Genomic DNA, 14,179 nt, shown 5'->3' with positions numbered 1-14,179 from the left:
CGCCGGCAGGTCAGCCGGTCGGGTGGATGGTGAAGAGGGGTTCGCCCTCGGCGACGGGGCCGTCGGCGTGCAGGTCGACGCGCTGGTCGCCGCCGAGGTTGGTGACCACGACCGGCGTCACGAGCGAGTATCCCGCCGCAGCGATCGCGTCGGCGTCGAACTCCACGAGGAGGTCGCCCGCCGACACGCGCTGCCCTTGGGCCACGCGGGTCGTGAAGTGCCGACCGTCGAGGCGGACGGTGTCGATGCCGACGTGGATGAGGAGTTCCACACCGTCGTCCGTGCGCACCCCCACCGCGTGCCCGGTCGCGGGAGCCGCGACGACCGTCCCGTCGACGGGGGCCACGACGCGGCCGCTGGTCGGTTCGATCGCGACGCCGGGCCCGATCAGCCCGCCCGAGAAGATCGGGTCGGGAGTCTGCCCCAGCGGCACGACGGTGCCCGCGAGCGGCGAACGGACAGCGACGGTGGCGGTGCGGGCGGCGCCGTCGACGAGGCCGCGGAAACCGGCCGAGGTGCCGGTCGACGAGGGCGATGCCACGGCATCGCCGTCATCCGTCTCGGCCTCGGCGCCCTTCTTCTGGTAGCCCCAGACCTGGAGCAGCACGATGGGCACGGCCAGGCCGACGATGAGGGCGATGACCGCGCCGACGACCGGCTCGAGCAGGGGGAGCGCGAGCAGGGGCGCGGGGCTGAAGCCGATGCCGTAGACACCGAAGAGGCCGAGGACGAGGCCCGACGCCGCCGCCGAGATCATCTGAATGACGAGCACCCGACGGTACGGCAGCACGAGACCGTAGAGCGTCGGTTCGGTGATCCCGCCGATGCCGACGGAGATGGTCGCGGCCGTCGCCGTGTCGCGGAGCTTGCGATTGCGATCGCGAGCGGTGCGGATCAGCATCCCCAGCGCGACGCCGAAGATCGCGTACTGGTAGCCGAAGGCGGCGCCGATGATGACACTGCTGCCGCTGGCGAGCTCCACGAGCGCGATGGAGATGAGCGCCCAGTGGATGCCCATGGCGACGAGGAAGATCCAGAGCGCGGCGACGACGACGTAGAACACGAGGGGGGCACTGGTGCTGAGCCACGAGAGCCCTTCGCCGATGCCCTGTCCGACGACGACGCCGACCGGGCCGAACACGAGTGCCGTCAGCGGCACGAGCAGGAGGAGCTCGAGCGTCGGCACGAACACCTGCTGCAGTGCTCGGGGCAGCACGCGCTTGAGCAGGCGGTCGAGGCCCGCGAGTGCCAGCGCCATGAGGAGCGCCGGGAACATGGAGCTCGCGTACGAGTACACGAACAGCGGCAGACCGAACGCCTGCGACACCGAGCCCTGCTCGCCGATGGCCGTGAAGGCGGGGTGCAGGAGGGCGGCGGCGATCGAGGCGCCGACGAAGGGGTTGGCTCCGAGCTTGCGCGACGCCGTGAATCCGACGAAGACGGGCAGGAAGAAGAACACCGCGTTGCCGGTGGCCGTGAGGACGGCCGCGGTGGGGCTGTCGGCGGGCAGGACGTTGAACTGCGTCAGCAGCAGCGCGAGCACCTGGACGAGGGCGGCGCCGGTGATCGCGGGGATGAGCGGCTGGAAGGTCGCCCCGAGGAAGTCGAAGACGGCATCCATGGGTCGGCGTTTGCCGCCCGCGGCGGCGCTGTCGTCGAGGCGACCCCAGCCGGGGAGCCCGACGAGTCGATCGCGTACACGGTCGACGTGCGTGCCGATGACGACCTGCACTTGTCCGCCGGCGCGTACGGCCTGCAGCACCCCGGGGGTGTCGTTGAGTCGGTCGAAGTCGACTTTGCTGTCGTCGCGTACGACGAAGCGCAGGCGCGTCGTGCAGTTGTGTACCGATGCGACGTTCTCGGGACCGCCGACGAGTCCGCCGATCGTACGCGCGAGATTCACATCCGTGTCCGTGGTGACCACGGTTCCTCCTTCATTGGATGGGCTGCGGAAGTCTCGCCTGCGGGCAAGAAAAAAGACCTCCCATCACGAATGATCGCGATGGAGGTCTCGCCTGCCGAGCAGTAGCAATCCTCACAGGGACGGTTCGTCCCGAGGAGCATTATCCCCAGGCGCGGAGGGCGCGTCAAGCCGCGGCGCGCGCAGAGCCGAAGGCGGCGCCGGCGCGGTCAGGCGATCGAGGAGCGGATGACGGCGGGCATCTCGATCAGCGTTTCGCCGTGCGACTCGGACGACAGCAGGATCTCCACGGCGCGGCGACCCATGGCCTCGTGCGGCAGGGCGACGGTGGTGAGTCCCGGCCGGAGGTAGGCGGCGAGCTCGTCGTTGTCGAACGAGACGAGGGAGATGTCGTCGGGGATCGACCGGCCCGATTCGAGGATGGCCTGGTACGCGCCGAAGGCGAGTCGGTCGTTCATGCACAGGATGGCGCCGATGTCGGGATGCCGGGCGAGCAGCTCGACGGTCGCGTGGTACCCCTCGTCGGGTTCCCACAGCCAGATGGACACCTCGTCCACGAACGACAACCCGCGTGCGGCCATCCCCTCGCGGATACCGGCCACGCGCCGGGCGACGGTGGCGGAGCGGAAGAGGTCGCGCTCGACGTCGTCGTTCTGGCCGAGGAGTGCGATCGAGCGGTGCCCGCGGTCGGCGAGCAGGTCGACGGCGCGCCGGCCGCCGCCGTGCTCGTCGGGGAGGACGGCGGCGGGGTGCTTGGTGTTTGTCGCGTTGAGCATCACGACCCCGGTCGACGGCGGCAGGTCGGGGACGAAGAACTCCCGTGCGCGCATGCTGGCGAAGATGATGCCGTCGACCTGCCGGTCGAGCACGGCCTCGACGGCCTCGCTCTCTCGCCCGGGGTCTCCGCCGGTCTCCAGCACCAGCATCACGTGGTTGGCCTGCTCGGCCGCGGCGAGGGCACCGCGGATGAGGCCGCTCGCGAACCGCGTGGTCGCGACGACGTCGGAGATGAACGCGATCGTCAGCGTCTTGTCGGTGCGCAGGCCCCGCGCCGCGACGTTGGGACGGTAGCCGAGCGCCTGGGCGGCGGCGAAGACGCGGTCATGGGCGTCTTGCGAGAGGCGCGTGCCGGGACGGCCGTTGAGGATCATGGATGCCGACGTCGGCGACAGTCCGGCCAGACGAGCCACGTCGGCGAGCGTCGCGCGCTTGCTGGACATCGACTCTCTCCTCACGGCGCACGGCGGACCGGTGTCGCTTGACATCCGGCGCAGCGCGCGGAACCATTCTAGCTAAACCCATTTAGCGGGAACTGTCGAGACTGCCGACGATGGCAGCCGCACCCGCGACTCTACGGGGTGACGGCGTGCGACGCTCATTCCGTCGCCGGTCAGGATCGACACGATGACGTTCGCACGAGAAGACCACTGGGTGTGGGACTTCTGGATCGCCGACGACGGCGACCGCTACCACCTGTTCTATCTGCACGCCCCGACCTCGCTCGGCGACGAACGGCTCCGCCACCGGAACGCCCGCATCGGACACGCCGTCTCGCGCGACCTGCGCGAATGGGTCGATCTGGGAACGGTGCTCGTGCCCGGCCGGCCCGGCGAGTTCGACGCGACCGCGGTGTGGACCGGCTGTGTCGTCCGGGGCGGCGACGGGTTGTGGCGCATGTTCTACACCGGCTCGCGGTTCCTCGGCGAGGAGTCGATCGCGAACATCGAGTCGGTCGGCGTGGCCACCTCGCGCAACCTGCACACGTGGGAGCCGTCGCGGCATCCCGTGGTCACCGCCGACCCGCGCTGGTACGAGACCCTCGCCGACGGCACGTGGCGGGAGGAGGCCTGGCGCGACCCGTGGGTCTTCCCCGACCCCGACGGCGACGGCTGGCACATGCTCGTGACGGCTCGCGCGGGAAGCCGCCACGCAGGCGACGACGACCTGGGCGACGACCGCGGCGTCATCGGCCATGCCGTCTCCGCCGATCTGGAGCACTGGGAGGTTCAACCTCCCCTGAGTGCACCGGGGGCGGGCTTCACGCACCTCGAGGTGCCGCAGCTCGTGCGGGTGAGCGGGGTCGACGTCCTGCTCTTCTCGTGCGACGCGCGGGCTCTCGCCGGAGCCCGCTCCGGAGGGCGCGGCGGAGTGTGGCAGCTGCCCGTCGAGGCGGTCACCGGACCGTTCGATCCGTCGCGCTCCCGGCTGCTCGTCGACGACGGACTGTACGCCGGTCGCATCGTCCACGATCGCGCGGGCGATCCCGTCCTGCTCGCGTTCGAGAACGGGAGCGGGTCGGATTTCGTCGGACGCATCAGCGATCCCGTCCCGCTGCGCTGGGATGCCGAGCGGGGCTGCGTCGCGGTCGCCGCGGAGTCACGCGCATGAGCGCCGTGATCCAGGGAACCGTGGATGCCGGCTACGAGCCGGTGGCGGATGCCTTCCGCGACGTGTTCGACGATCCCTCGAGCACGGGAGCCGCACTGGCGATCGTCCACGAGGGCCGGCTCGTCGTCGACGTCTGGGGTGGAGTCGCGGATGCGCGGACCGGTCGCCCCTGGGATCGCGACACCTTGAGCGTCGTGTTCTCGTGCACCAAGGGGCTCATGTCCATCCTCGCGGCGCGGCTCGTGCAGGAGGGGCTGCTCGACTACGAGGCGCCCGTGACGGCGCACTGGCCGGAGTTCGAGGCGGAGGGCAAGGGCGAGACGACGGTGGGCGACCTGCTTGCGCATCGCGCGGGGCTCCCCGCGCCGCGGGCGCCGATCCCGCGGGAGATGCTCTCGGACGGCGAACTGATCGCCGATCGGCTGGCGTGGCAGGCGCCGCTGTGGACACCCGGTAAGGCGCACGCGTATCACCCGATCACGCACGGCTGGCTCATCGGCGAAGTGATCCGCCGGATCACGGGCGTGAGCCCCGGGGCGGCCTTCCGGCGGTACGTGGCGGACCCCGTGGATGCCGAGTGCTGGATCGGCTTGCCCGAAGAGCACCTGCCGCGGGTCGCTCACATGTCGGTGGGCTCGTCGCTGGCGGCGCTGACGGCGCAGCAGGAGGCCGACGCCCGCGCGGCGGGCGGCACTGACTGGCCCGGCGTTGCGATGACGCTGGGCGGCGCGTTGCCGCGCGAGCTCGTGGGCGACGACCCCGCGGCGCCCGCGGGCGAGGGCTTCAACGATCCCGTCGTGCAGCGCGCCGAGATCCCCGGGGCCGGAGGCATCGCCACGGCACGCGCCCTCGCGTCGGTGTGGGCGGCGACCCTCCCCACGGCGAACGGCGACGGACTGCTCGCACCGGAGACCCTCGGCATCGCGACGGCGCTCCGGTCGGCCGGCGAACCGTTCTTCCCCGCGCCACCGCCGTGGCCGCGGTGGGGCGCAGGCTTCCAGCTCGACAGCGGCGCGCGACGGTACCTGACCCGGCGCGGCTTCGGCCACGACGGCGCGGGCGGGCAGGTCGCGTTCGCCGATCCCGACGCGTCGGTGGGTTTCGCGTTCCTCACGAACCGGATGGAGGCGGGGGAGGATGTTCGCGCCACCCGCATCGTCGACGCGCTTCGCGAGATCGTCGTCGGAACCGTTGACAGCGGCGACGGCATCCCTCATGATGAGGGTGCTAAGTCGATTTAGCACCGCGGATTGCACTCCCCGCGGACCCGAGTCCTTTTGACGAAGGGAGACATTGGTGTCTCAATCACGTTCCCACAGGTCCATTCCGGCAGCAGGGGCTTTGCTCGCCGTGGCCGCGCTCGGCCTCACCGCCTGCGCCCCTCCCGGCTCCGGCACCCCGGCGCCGACGTCCTCGGCGCCCGCCGCGGGTGCGGAGGCGACGTGCGGCACGGACGACGTCGTGCTGAGCGCCTACATCGAGACGGGCTTCCCCCTCCCGAAGGCGCTGTTCGACGAGTTCACGGCCCAGTACCCCAACGTCACCTTCGACGTGCGGGAGGACCAGTTCGCCGTCCTCACGCAGAACGCTCCGCGCGTGCTGCAGGACAACCCGCCCGACCTCATGCGCTTGCCGCAGATGTCCGAGCTCGCCTCGGGCGGTCTTCTGCTCGACCTCGACCCGTACGCCGAGCAGTTCGGCTGGACCGAGTGGCCGGAGTCGCAGCTCGCCCAGCTGCGCGTCGACGACGAGGGCCGCCGAGGCAACGGCCCGCTGTACGCCATGGGACTCAACTTCTCGATGACGGGCGTCTTCTACAACAAGGACCTCGCCGCCGAGATCGGCATGAGCGAGGCCCCCAAGACGATCGATGAGCTCGACGCCGCGCTCGAGGCCGCCAAGCAGGCCGGGATCACGCCGATCGCGCAGTTCAACGGCGGCGCGACCGGCGGACTCATGTTCCCGCTGCAGGCGCTCATGGCCTCCTACGGACCGACCCAGCCGCTCAACGACTGGATCTTCCACACCGAGGGCGCCACGATCGACACCCCCGAGAACCTGGCCGCCGCGGAGCACCTGCAGAAGTGGGTCGAAGCGGGCTACTTCGCCGACGACGTCAACTCGATGGACTACTCGCAGATGATGAGCCGCTTCATCGGCGGCGACAGCCTGTTCATCTTCAACGGCGACTGGGAGTCGGGCAACCTCGACACCCAGATGGCCGGCAAGGCGGGCTTCTTCCTCATGCCGCCGCTCGAGGAGGGCGGCACGCAGTTCGGCGCCATGTCCGCACCGCTCACCTACGGCATCGCAGCGGGCGCGAAGAACCCCGACTGCGCGGCGTTCTTCCTCGATTGGGTCGCCACCGACGAGAAGGCGCGCACGATCACCGTCGAGGTGGGTGGTTCGCACCCGATGGGTCCGGCCGACGCGTTCATGCCCGAGGTCGACGCCGACTCGGTGACGGCCGCGACGCTCGCCGCCGGCACGCAGGTCAACGAGGTGAACGGTGCGATGGACTTCCTGGCGAACGCCACCGGATCGATCTACGCCCAGAGCTGGACGCCCAACATCCAGCAGCTGGTCGCCGGCAAGCAGGATGCCGCGGGCCTGCTGAGCGCGGTCGAGGCGGACTACCAGGCAGAGGTCGGCGGCTGACCCGATGAGCCGTCTGCCCGAGGGTGCTGCGCCGGTGAAGGCCGGCGCAGCACCCTCACCTTCCTCCCCCCGCCCGGCGGCGGCCCGGCGCTCGCCGCGCCGCCGCCGGTTGCTCCGGTCGCTGCCGGTGTACCTCCTGGTGCTGCCCGCCGCGCTCTTCTACGGCGTCTTCGTGCTGCGACCGATCGTCCTGACGGCGCAGTACTCGCTCTACGACTGGAACGGCATCCAGCCCGCGACATGGGCCGGCCTCGCCAACTATGTCGAGGTGTTCACGAACCCGAAGCTCGTCGGCTCGATCCTCAATGCGTTCGAGCTGATCATCTACTTCAGCATCGTCCCCGTGATCCTGGCCCTCTTCGCGGCCAACGTGATCCGAGGGATCGCGACGAGCCGGCTCTCGGGCATCGCGCGCACGGTGCTCTTCCTTCCTCAGGTGATCCCGTTGGTCGCCGCGGGCATCATGTGGAGCTGGCAGTTCTCCAGCAACGGCATGGTCAACGAGGTCTTGCGCGCGGTGGGCCTCGGCGCGTTCGCGCGGGCGTGGCTCGGCGACTTCGACACGGCGCTCCCGGCCGTCGGCGTGATCGGCGCCTGGGTGGCGGTGGGCCTGTGCCTCATCCTGCTGCTGGCCGGAATGTCGAAGATCGACCAGAGCCTCTACGAGGCCGCGCGCATCGACGGCGCCGGGCCCATCCGCGAGTTCGTGTCGATCACGCTGCCCGGCGTGCGGCAGGAGCTGGCCGTGTGCGTCATCATCACGGTGATCGCGGCGCTCGCGAGCTTCGACATCATCTACATCTCCACGCAGGGAGGCCCCGGCAACAGCACGCTGGTGCCGGGTCTGCAGGTCTACTACCTCGCGTTCTTCGACCGCGAGATCGGCACGGCATCCGCGCTGGCCCTCACTCTGATGGCGCTCGTCCTGCTGGTCGTGCTGCCGCTGCAGCGCCTGCTGCGGGGGAAGGAATCATGATCGTCGCGGCGAGGGAACGCTGGCTGGGAGTGGTCCTGCTCATCATCCTGATGGCGGTGACGATCGTCCCCTTCGTGAGCCTGTTCATCACGGCGCTTCACCCGCAGGGCACGTATCCGCCGGGACTGACCTGGCCGGAGACGCCGCACTGGGAGAACTTCGCGCTGGCGTTCCAGTCGGCCGACATGCTGAAGCTGCTCTGGTCGAGTGTGCTGATCGAGCTGGCGGTGGTGCCGGTGGCGATCCTCATCGCGACGCTCGCGGGCTTCGCGCTCGGACACCTGCGGCCCGTGGGCGGACGCGCGGTGTTCATCGTGTTCCTGCTTGGCCTGACGCTGCCGCTCGAGGGCATCATCGTGCCGCTGTACTACCAGATCCGCGACATGGGGCTCCTCAACACCCGGTGGGCGCTCATCCTGCCGCTCATCGGTCTGTTCATGCCGTTCGCGGTCGTGTGGATGCGGGCGCACTTCATCAACATGCCGACCGAGCTCTCGGAGGCGGCGCGGGTCGACGGCGCGACGACGTGGCAGCTCTTCTGGCGCATCCACGTACCGCTGTCGAGGCCCGCGATCAGCTCGCTCGCGATCCTGCTCTTCCTGTGGACGTGGAACCAGTTCCTGCTCGCGGTGGTGCTGGTGAGCGACCCGACCCAGCGCACGATGGCTGGCGCGCTCGGGGCGTTCCAGGGGCAGTGGGGCACCGACATCCCGCTCCTGTGCGCCGGATCGCTGCTCATCCTCACCCCGACGCTCATCGTCTTCCTCGTGTTCCAGCGCCAGTTCGTCTCCGCTCTGCTGCAGGGGTCGCTGAAGGGCTGAGGCGGACGGATGCCACCCGGCATCCGCTTGCTCGGGATTTGAGAATGATTATCAGTAGTGCATAGGATCGGGGCATGGCCCGGAAGATCCACACCCCCTCGAAGACCCTCACCCTGCGGAAGACGCTCATTCCCGGCGCGCTGCTCGGCGGGGCCGCCCTCGTCCTCGCCGGCTGCGCGTCGACGCCGACCGACGCGTCGGATGACGGGGCCGTGCAGGTCGTCGCCTCGACGAGCGTCTACGGCGACATCGTGCGCGCGATCGCGGGGGATGCCGTCGAGGTGACGTCGATCATCAGCTCGACGAGCCAGGACCCGCACTCGTACGAGGCATCCGCGAGCGACCAGCTCACCGTCTCCCGCGCCGACCTCATCATCGAGAACGGCGGCGGCTACGACGCCTTCATCGACGGTCTCATCGATGCGTCCGGCTCGACCGCGCACGTCATCACCGCCGCCGAGTACTCGCACGACTGGCCCGAGAACGAAGGCCACGACCACGCCGAGGGCGACGACCACGGCGACGACCACGACGACACGGCGACCGACGACACGGCGACCGAGGATGCCGCGACCGACGACCACGCCGAGGGCGACGATCACGCGGGCCACGACCACGTCGAGGGCTTCAACGAGCACGTCTGGTACGACCCGCACACCATCGAGCACGTCGCGGAGGCCATCGCGGAGGAGCTCACCGAGCTGGTCCCGGGCGAGAAGGCGACGTTCGACAGCGGCCTGGCGGACTTCGTCGCGGGCATCGGCGACCTGGAGACGTCGCTCGCCGACGTCGCCGCCGCCCACGAGGGCGACAAGATCTTCGTGACCGAACCGGTGCCCCTCTACCTGACGGCCGCCGCCGGACTCGAGAACGTGACGCCGGAAGCCTTCAGCGAGGCGGTCGAAGAAGGCCAGGACGTTCCGCCCGCGACGCTCCTCGAGGCCACGCGGCTGATCGACGCCGGCGACGTGCGCGCCGTCATCGTGAACGCGCAGACCGGTGGCGCCGAGACGACGCAGGTGATCCAGACGGCGGAGGCCGCCGGCATCCCCGTCGTGGAGTTCTCGGAGATCCTCCCCGACGGGCAGTCCTACCTCACGTGGATGGCGCAGAACATCGACGATCTCGAGGCGGCGCTGGCGTCCTGATCGGGGTCGGCCTCCTGATCGGGGTCGGCCTCCTGATCGGGGTCGGCCTCCTGATCAGGAGCGCAGAGACGCTCAGTCGGCCGGCGCGGCAGGATCGCGCCGGCCGTTCAGCGCGCGCTGGAGCGCGTCCTGCGTGGCGGCGGGCGACTGCACGGCGGCCCGGTTCTCGGACTCGACGGCCGCGACGATCTCGGCGCGCTGGATGCGGGTCTCGCGCGGAGCCTGGATGCCGAGCCGCACGCTGTCGCCCTTGATCTCGACGATCGTGAGCTCGATGTCGTCGCCGATGAGCACGCGCTCACCGATCCGCCTCGTCAGAACCAGCACTCGTTCACACTACTTTCTTCAGCCCGCTTCGATCGCGTGCGGTTCGGAGACGGTGTCGCGGACGACGCCGATCGTGTCGATCGCGAGGCCGCCGGCGGTCGCCTCGGTGTACGACAGGACGGGCAGTCCGTCGGTCTGCGTCGAGACCAGGCGCCGCACCGCGGTCCGCAGCGACGGCGCGCACACGAGCACGGGTTCGGGTCCCGGCCCCGAGGCGGCCACCGCGGCCTTCGTCGAGGCGATGACCGCCTCCAGCCGTCGCGGATCGAGCGCGAGGTGCACGCCGTCCTCGCTCGTGCGCAGCGACTCGAGCATCGACTGTTCCAGAAGCGGATCGATCATGACGATCCGCAGGCGTCCGTTCTCGGCGAAGCGGGATGCCACGGCCGGCCCGAGCGCGTGGCGCGCCGCCTCGATGAGACCCTCGGGGTCGGCGGAGGTCTTCGCACGCAGCGCCAGCGCCTCGTAGATGCGCACGAGGTCGTTGATCGCGACCCGCTCGGCGAGAAGGCCCTGCAGCACCCGCTGGATCTCGGCGAGAGAGAGGAGCGCGGGAGTGAGCTCCTCGACGGCGGACGGACTGATCTGTCGCAGTCCCTCCGTGAGCTGGCGCACGTCTTCGCGGCTGAGCAGCCGCGACGCGTGCGCCTGGATGACGCTGGACAGGTGCGTGATGATGACGCTCGCGCGATCGACGACGGTGGCGCCGGCCAGCTCCGCGCTGTGCCGCAGCTGCGACGGCACCCACTTGCCGTCGATCCCGAACACCGGGTCGGGCGCCGACGTGCCCGGGAGGGCGTCGAGTCCCGTGCCGAGGGCCAGCATCGAGCCCCGGGGGGCGACGCCCCGGCCCGCCTCGACCCCGGCGACGCGGATGACATACGTCGACGTCGGCAACTCGATGCTGTCGCGGGTGCGCACCGGCGGCACGATAAGCCCCATCTCGAGCGCCGTCTTCCGCCGGAGCGACTTCACCCGTCCGAGCAGGTCGTCGGGTCCGCCCGTGACGAGGTCGACGATGTCCGGCGCGAGCAGGATCTCGAGCGTGTGCACCCGCATGCGCTCCGCGAGCTCCTCCGGGGCGTCGGTGGGACGTTCGTCGACGGCGGGGGCGTCGTCGACGGCCTTCGCCTCGGCCGCTCCCACGCGCTGGGCGATGAGGAGGAGGAGGCCGCCGATCGCGAGGAAGGCGAGCATCGGCATCCCGGGGATGAACGACATCGCGATCGCGGCCCCGCCGGCGATGAGGAGCGCCGTGCGCGACTGGGTCAGCTGGCCCGTCGCCGAGGTGCCCATGTCCGCGTCCGCATTGGAGCGGGTGACGATCATGCCCGTCGCGACGGCCATCAGCAGGGCGGGGATCTGAGTGACGAGGCCGTCGCCGATCGTGAGGATCGCGTAGGTGCTGAGCGCCTCGTCGATCTCCATGCCGTGAGACATCAGCCCGATCGCGATGCCGCCCACCAGGTTGATGACGATGATGACGAGGCCCGCGATCGCGTCGCCCTTCACGAACTTCGAGGCGCCGTCCATCGCCCCGTAGAAGTCGGCCTCGGCGGCGATCTCCGCCCGGCGGGAGCGGGCCTCGGCATCCGTGATGAGTCCCGCGTTCAGGTCGGCGTCGATCGCCATCTGCTTGCCGGGCATCGCGTCGAGGGTGAACCGGGCGCCGACCTCGGCGACGCGCTCGGCACCCTTCGTCACGACGACGAACTGGATGACGATGAGGATGAGGAAGACGACGATGCCGATGACGAGCGAACCGCCCACGGCGATCGCGCCGAACGCGTCGATCACCTGCCCCGCGTGCGCCTCGCCCAGCACGAGCTTCGTCGAGGCGACGTTGAGCCCGAGGCGGAAGAGGGTCGCGACGAGCAGCAGCGACGGGAACACGGAGAAGTCCAGCGGTTTTCGCACGAACATCGTCGTCAGGAGGATGAGCAGCGCGAACAGGATGTTCGTGATGATGAGCACGTCGAGCAGCGCGGGCGGCACCGGCACGATGAGCAGCAGGATGATGCCGACGACCGCGACCGGGATGGCGGACTTCTTCAGCAGGCCGTTCAGGCCGGTGGTGCGGTTCATGGCCGGGGGGCCTTCCTCTCGGGGACGGTGTGCACGCCGCGGGCGGAGCCGCGCCGCTTGAGACCGTCGACGAACACGAGCACGCGGGCGACCGCGGTGTACAGGTCGGCCGGGATCTCCTGGCCGAGGTCGCACGCGCCGTGCAGGGCGCGGGCGAGCGGGATATCGCGCACGAGGGGGACACCCGCCTCCGCGGCGCGCTCCCGGATGCGTTCGGCGACGACGCCCTTGCCCTTCGCGACCACGCGGGGGGCGGACTTGCCGGGCTCGTAGCGGAGCGCGACCGCGACGTGCGTCGGGTTGACGAGCACCACGTCGGCGTCGCCGACGGCGGCGATCATCCGGTTGCGGCTCATCGCCATCTGGCGCGCGCGCCGCTGGCTGCGGATGAGCGGGTCGCCCTCGGAGTTCTTGTGCTCGTCGCGCGCCTGCTTCTTGGTCATACGGGTGTGCTTGCGGTTGCGGCGGGCGACGACGAGGACGTCGGCGAGCGCGAGGGCGACGCCCACCGCCACGGCCGTGGCCAGCAGACTCGCGATGCCCGACGACGCCACCTCGAGGAGCCGCTGCACGGGCGACGCGCCGCTCGTGATGAGGAGCGGCATGAGCCCCGCGACGACGACGTACAGGGCCAGGCCGATCGCCGCGGTCTTCAGCAGCGCCTTCGCGCCCTCCCACAGCGCCTGGAGGCCGAAGAGGCGACGCACGCCGGAGACGAGGTTGAACTGCTCGAAGCGCGCGGGAACCCCGCGCAGGTGCACCCCGCCCTGCACGACCGAGATGATCAGCACGACGACCGACACCGTCACGAGCGTCGTGCCCATGATCGACGGGATGTCGGCCAGCGCGGTCGACAGCGCGGTGAGAGCGCCGTCGACGTCGGGATGCCGGATGACGGAGACGATGCCGACGAACTGCTCGGTGCCGGCGTTCGCCCCGGCGCCGATGAGGGTCGGCAGCATGACGCAGAAGGCTCCGATCGCGACCCACGCGGACATGTCCTGACTGCGAGTGATGCGGCCCTTGCGGTAGGCCTCGCGGAGCTGGCGCCGCGAGGCCATCTCGGTGCGCTCGCCGGAGTCGGCATCGCTCATCGCACACCCCCGATCAGCAGCTCGACGGCATCCTGGGTCAGCGCGCCCACGACGCTCGGGAGCGCGAGCACGACGGTGCCGGCGAGGACGAGGGTCAGCATGATCTTCACGGGGAAGCCCATCGCGAACGCGTTGAGGGCCGGGGCGACACGACTCACGAGCCCGAGACCGATGTCGGCGAGGAACAGCACGAGCAGCAGCGGCCCGGCGATCTGCACGGCGGAGAGCATGAGCTGCCCGGCTATATCGACGAGGAGCTCCACGGGACGGTCGAGTGCGATCATCCCGTCGACGGGGACGGCGGAGAAGCTGCGCGCGAGGCCCGCGAGGATGAGCGCGTACCCGTTGGAGGAGATGAGGAGGGCGAGCGCCGTCATCTGGAACAGCCGGGTGAACTGCGCGCCGTTGACGTTCATCTGCGGATCGAAGGCCTGGGCCAGTTGGAAGCCCCCGAAGAGGTCGACGAGGCTTCCCGCCGACTGCACCGCCGAGAAGCACACCGTCACGAGGAATCCGAGGAGCGCGCCCGTCACGAGCTGCGCGAGGAGCGCGAGGAAGAAGGCGCCCGTGGCGAGCGGTTCGTAGCCGGGGGCGACGGCGCCACTCAACGCGATGGCGATCCCCACGCCCAGCGCCGCCTTGATGCGCGACGGGAACCCGCGGTAGGAGAACGGGGGCGCGAGGAACAGGAACGCGGTCGTGCGTACGGCCGCGAGCCCCGTGGCCTCCAGCCAGGCGAAGTCGATCGGGATGTTCACGGC

Annotated in this window: 12 protein-coding genes; 6 read left to right on the top strand and 6 right to left on the bottom strand. The window is 70.3% G+C overall.

All coding sequences use genetic code 11. The features are described from left to right. Nucleotides 1-10 precede the first annotated feature (10 nt). Both P0Y48_11570 and P0Y48_11565 read right to left on the bottom strand, forming a co-directional pair. Nucleotides 11-1,924 carry a glucose PTS transporter subunit IIA gene (locus tag P0Y48_11570; protein WEK13097.1) on the bottom strand — a complete coding sequence of 638 codons (1,914 nt, stop codon included), beginning with the start codon at nt 1,922-1,924 and terminating at the stop codon, nt 11-13. A gap of 206 nt (nt 1,925-2,130) precedes the next feature. Then, complete coding sequence (locus P0Y48_11565) at nt 2,131-3,141, bottom strand: LacI family DNA-binding transcriptional regulator (GenBank protein ID WEK13096.1); 1,011 nt, start codon at nt 3,139-3,141, stop codon at nt 2,131-2,133. A gap of 184 nt (nt 3,142-3,325) precedes the next feature. Between P0Y48_11565 and P0Y48_11560 the strand changes: the two genes are divergently transcribed. The 6 genes from P0Y48_11560 to P0Y48_11535 all read left to right on the top strand — a co-directional run bounded on the left by P0Y48_11560 (nt 3,326) and on the right by P0Y48_11535 (nt 9,912). Further along, nucleotides 3,326-4,309 (top strand): glycoside hydrolase family 68 protein, encoded by a 984-nt coding sequence (locus P0Y48_11560; GenBank protein WEK13095.1) that lies wholly within the window; start codon nt 3,326-3,328, stop codon nt 4,307-4,309. Beyond that, nucleotides 4,306-5,550, top strand: a complete 1,245-nt coding sequence (locus P0Y48_11555; GenBank protein WEK13094.1) for a serine hydrolase — start codon at nt 4,306-4,308, stop codon at nt 5,548-5,550. Before P0Y48_11560 ends, P0Y48_11555 begins: the two co-directional genes overlap by 4 nt. A gap of 109 nt (nt 5,551-5,659) precedes the next feature. Beyond that, nucleotides 5,660-6,967 (top strand): extracellular solute-binding protein, encoded by a 1,308-nt coding sequence (locus P0Y48_11550; GenBank protein WEK13093.1) that lies wholly within the window; start codon nt 5,660-5,662, stop codon nt 6,965-6,967. A gap of 4 nt (nt 6,968-6,971) precedes the next feature. Beyond that, the gene (locus P0Y48_11545) at nt 6,972-7,943 is read left to right on the top strand and encodes a sugar ABC transporter permease (GenBank protein ID WEK13092.1); all 972 of its coding nucleotides are present in this window, start codon (nt 6,972-6,974) and stop codon (nt 7,941-7,943) included. Continuing rightward, entirely contained in the window at nt 7,940-8,764 is an 825-nt protein-coding gene (locus tag P0Y48_11540; GenBank protein WEK13091.1) for a carbohydrate ABC transporter permease, read from the top strand. Before P0Y48_11545 ends, P0Y48_11540 begins: the two co-directional genes overlap by 4 nt. Before the next feature lie 74 nt (nt 8,765-8,838). Next, nucleotides 8,839-9,912 carry a zinc ABC transporter substrate-binding protein gene (locus tag P0Y48_11535; protein ID WEK13090.1) on the top strand — a complete coding sequence of 358 codons (1,074 nt, stop codon included), beginning with the start codon at nt 8,839-8,841 and terminating at the stop codon, nt 9,910-9,912. Nucleotides 9,913-9,984: 72 nt separating this feature from the next. On the opposite strand, the gene csrA is transcribed toward P0Y48_11535, so the two are convergent. From csrA to P0Y48_11515, 4 genes are read right to left on the bottom strand one after another with little or no spacing between them, the layout of a single operon-like run. After that, nucleotides 9,985-10,239 carry a carbon storage regulator CsrA gene (csrA, locus tag P0Y48_11530; protein ID WEK13089.1) on the bottom strand — a complete coding sequence of 85 codons (255 nt, stop codon included), beginning with the start codon at nt 10,237-10,239 and terminating at the stop codon, nt 9,985-9,987. 18 nt (nt 10,240-10,257) lie between these two features. Beyond that, the gene (locus tag P0Y48_11525; GenBank protein WEK13088.1) at nt 10,258-12,324 is read right to left on the bottom strand and encodes a flagellar biosynthesis protein FlhA; all 2,067 of its coding nucleotides are present in this window, start codon (nt 12,322-12,324) and stop codon (nt 10,258-10,260) included. Next, complete coding sequence (locus P0Y48_11520; GenBank protein WEK13087.1) at nt 12,321-13,418, bottom strand: EscU/YscU/HrcU family type III secretion system export apparatus switch protein; 1,098 nt, start codon at nt 13,416-13,418, stop codon at nt 12,321-12,323. The genes P0Y48_11525 and P0Y48_11520 overlap by 4 nt, the downstream gene beginning before the upstream one ends. Next, a complete protein-coding gene (locus P0Y48_11515; GenBank protein ID WEK13086.1) occupies nt 13,415-14,176 on the bottom strand; it encodes a flagellar biosynthetic protein FliR in 762 nt (253 codons plus the stop codon). The genes P0Y48_11520 and P0Y48_11515 overlap by 4 nt, the downstream gene beginning before the upstream one ends. Nucleotides 14,177-14,179: the final 3 nt, after the last annotated feature.

It is taken from the genome of Candidatus Microbacterium phytovorans (assembly GCA_029202445.1).
Lineage (GTDB): Bacteria > Actinomycetota > Actinomycetes > Actinomycetales > Microbacteriaceae > Microbacterium > Microbacterium phytovorans.
The sequence above is the reverse complement of the archived record's forward strand: the minus strand, read 5'-3'. Positions and strand labels throughout refer to the sequence as shown.

Bases quoted from the DNA above. Each gene is read 5' to 3' on its own strand.
- P0Y48_11565 (WEK13096.1), bottom strand. From the start codon at position 3,141: ATGTCCAGCAAGCGCGCGACGCTCGCCGACGTGGCTCGTCTGGCCGGA.
- P0Y48_11560 (WEK13095.1), top strand. From the start codon at position 3,326: ATGACGTTCGCACGAGAAGACCACTGGGTGTGGGACTTCTGGATCGCC.
- P0Y48_11555 (WEK13094.1), top strand. From the start codon at position 4,306: ATGAGCGCCGTGATCCAGGGAACCGTGGATGCCGGCTACGAGCCGGTG.
- P0Y48_11545 (WEK13092.1), top strand. From the start codon at position 6,972: ATGAGCCGTCTGCCCGAGGGTGCTGCGCCGGTGAAGGCCGGCGCAGCA.
- P0Y48_11540 (WEK13091.1), top strand. From the start codon at position 7,940: ATGATCGTCGCGGCGAGGGAACGCTGGCTGGGAGTGGTCCTGCTCATC.
- P0Y48_11535 (WEK13090.1), top strand. From the start codon at position 8,839: ATGGCCCGGAAGATCCACACCCCCTCGAAGACCCTCACCCTGCGGAAG.
- P0Y48_11525 (WEK13088.1), bottom strand. From the start codon at position 12,324: ATGAACCGCACCACCGGCCTGAACGGCCTGCTGAAGAAGTCCGCCATC.
- P0Y48_11520 (WEK13087.1), bottom strand. From the start codon at position 13,418: ATGAGCGATGCCGACTCCGGCGAGCGCACCGAGATGGCCTCGCGGCGC.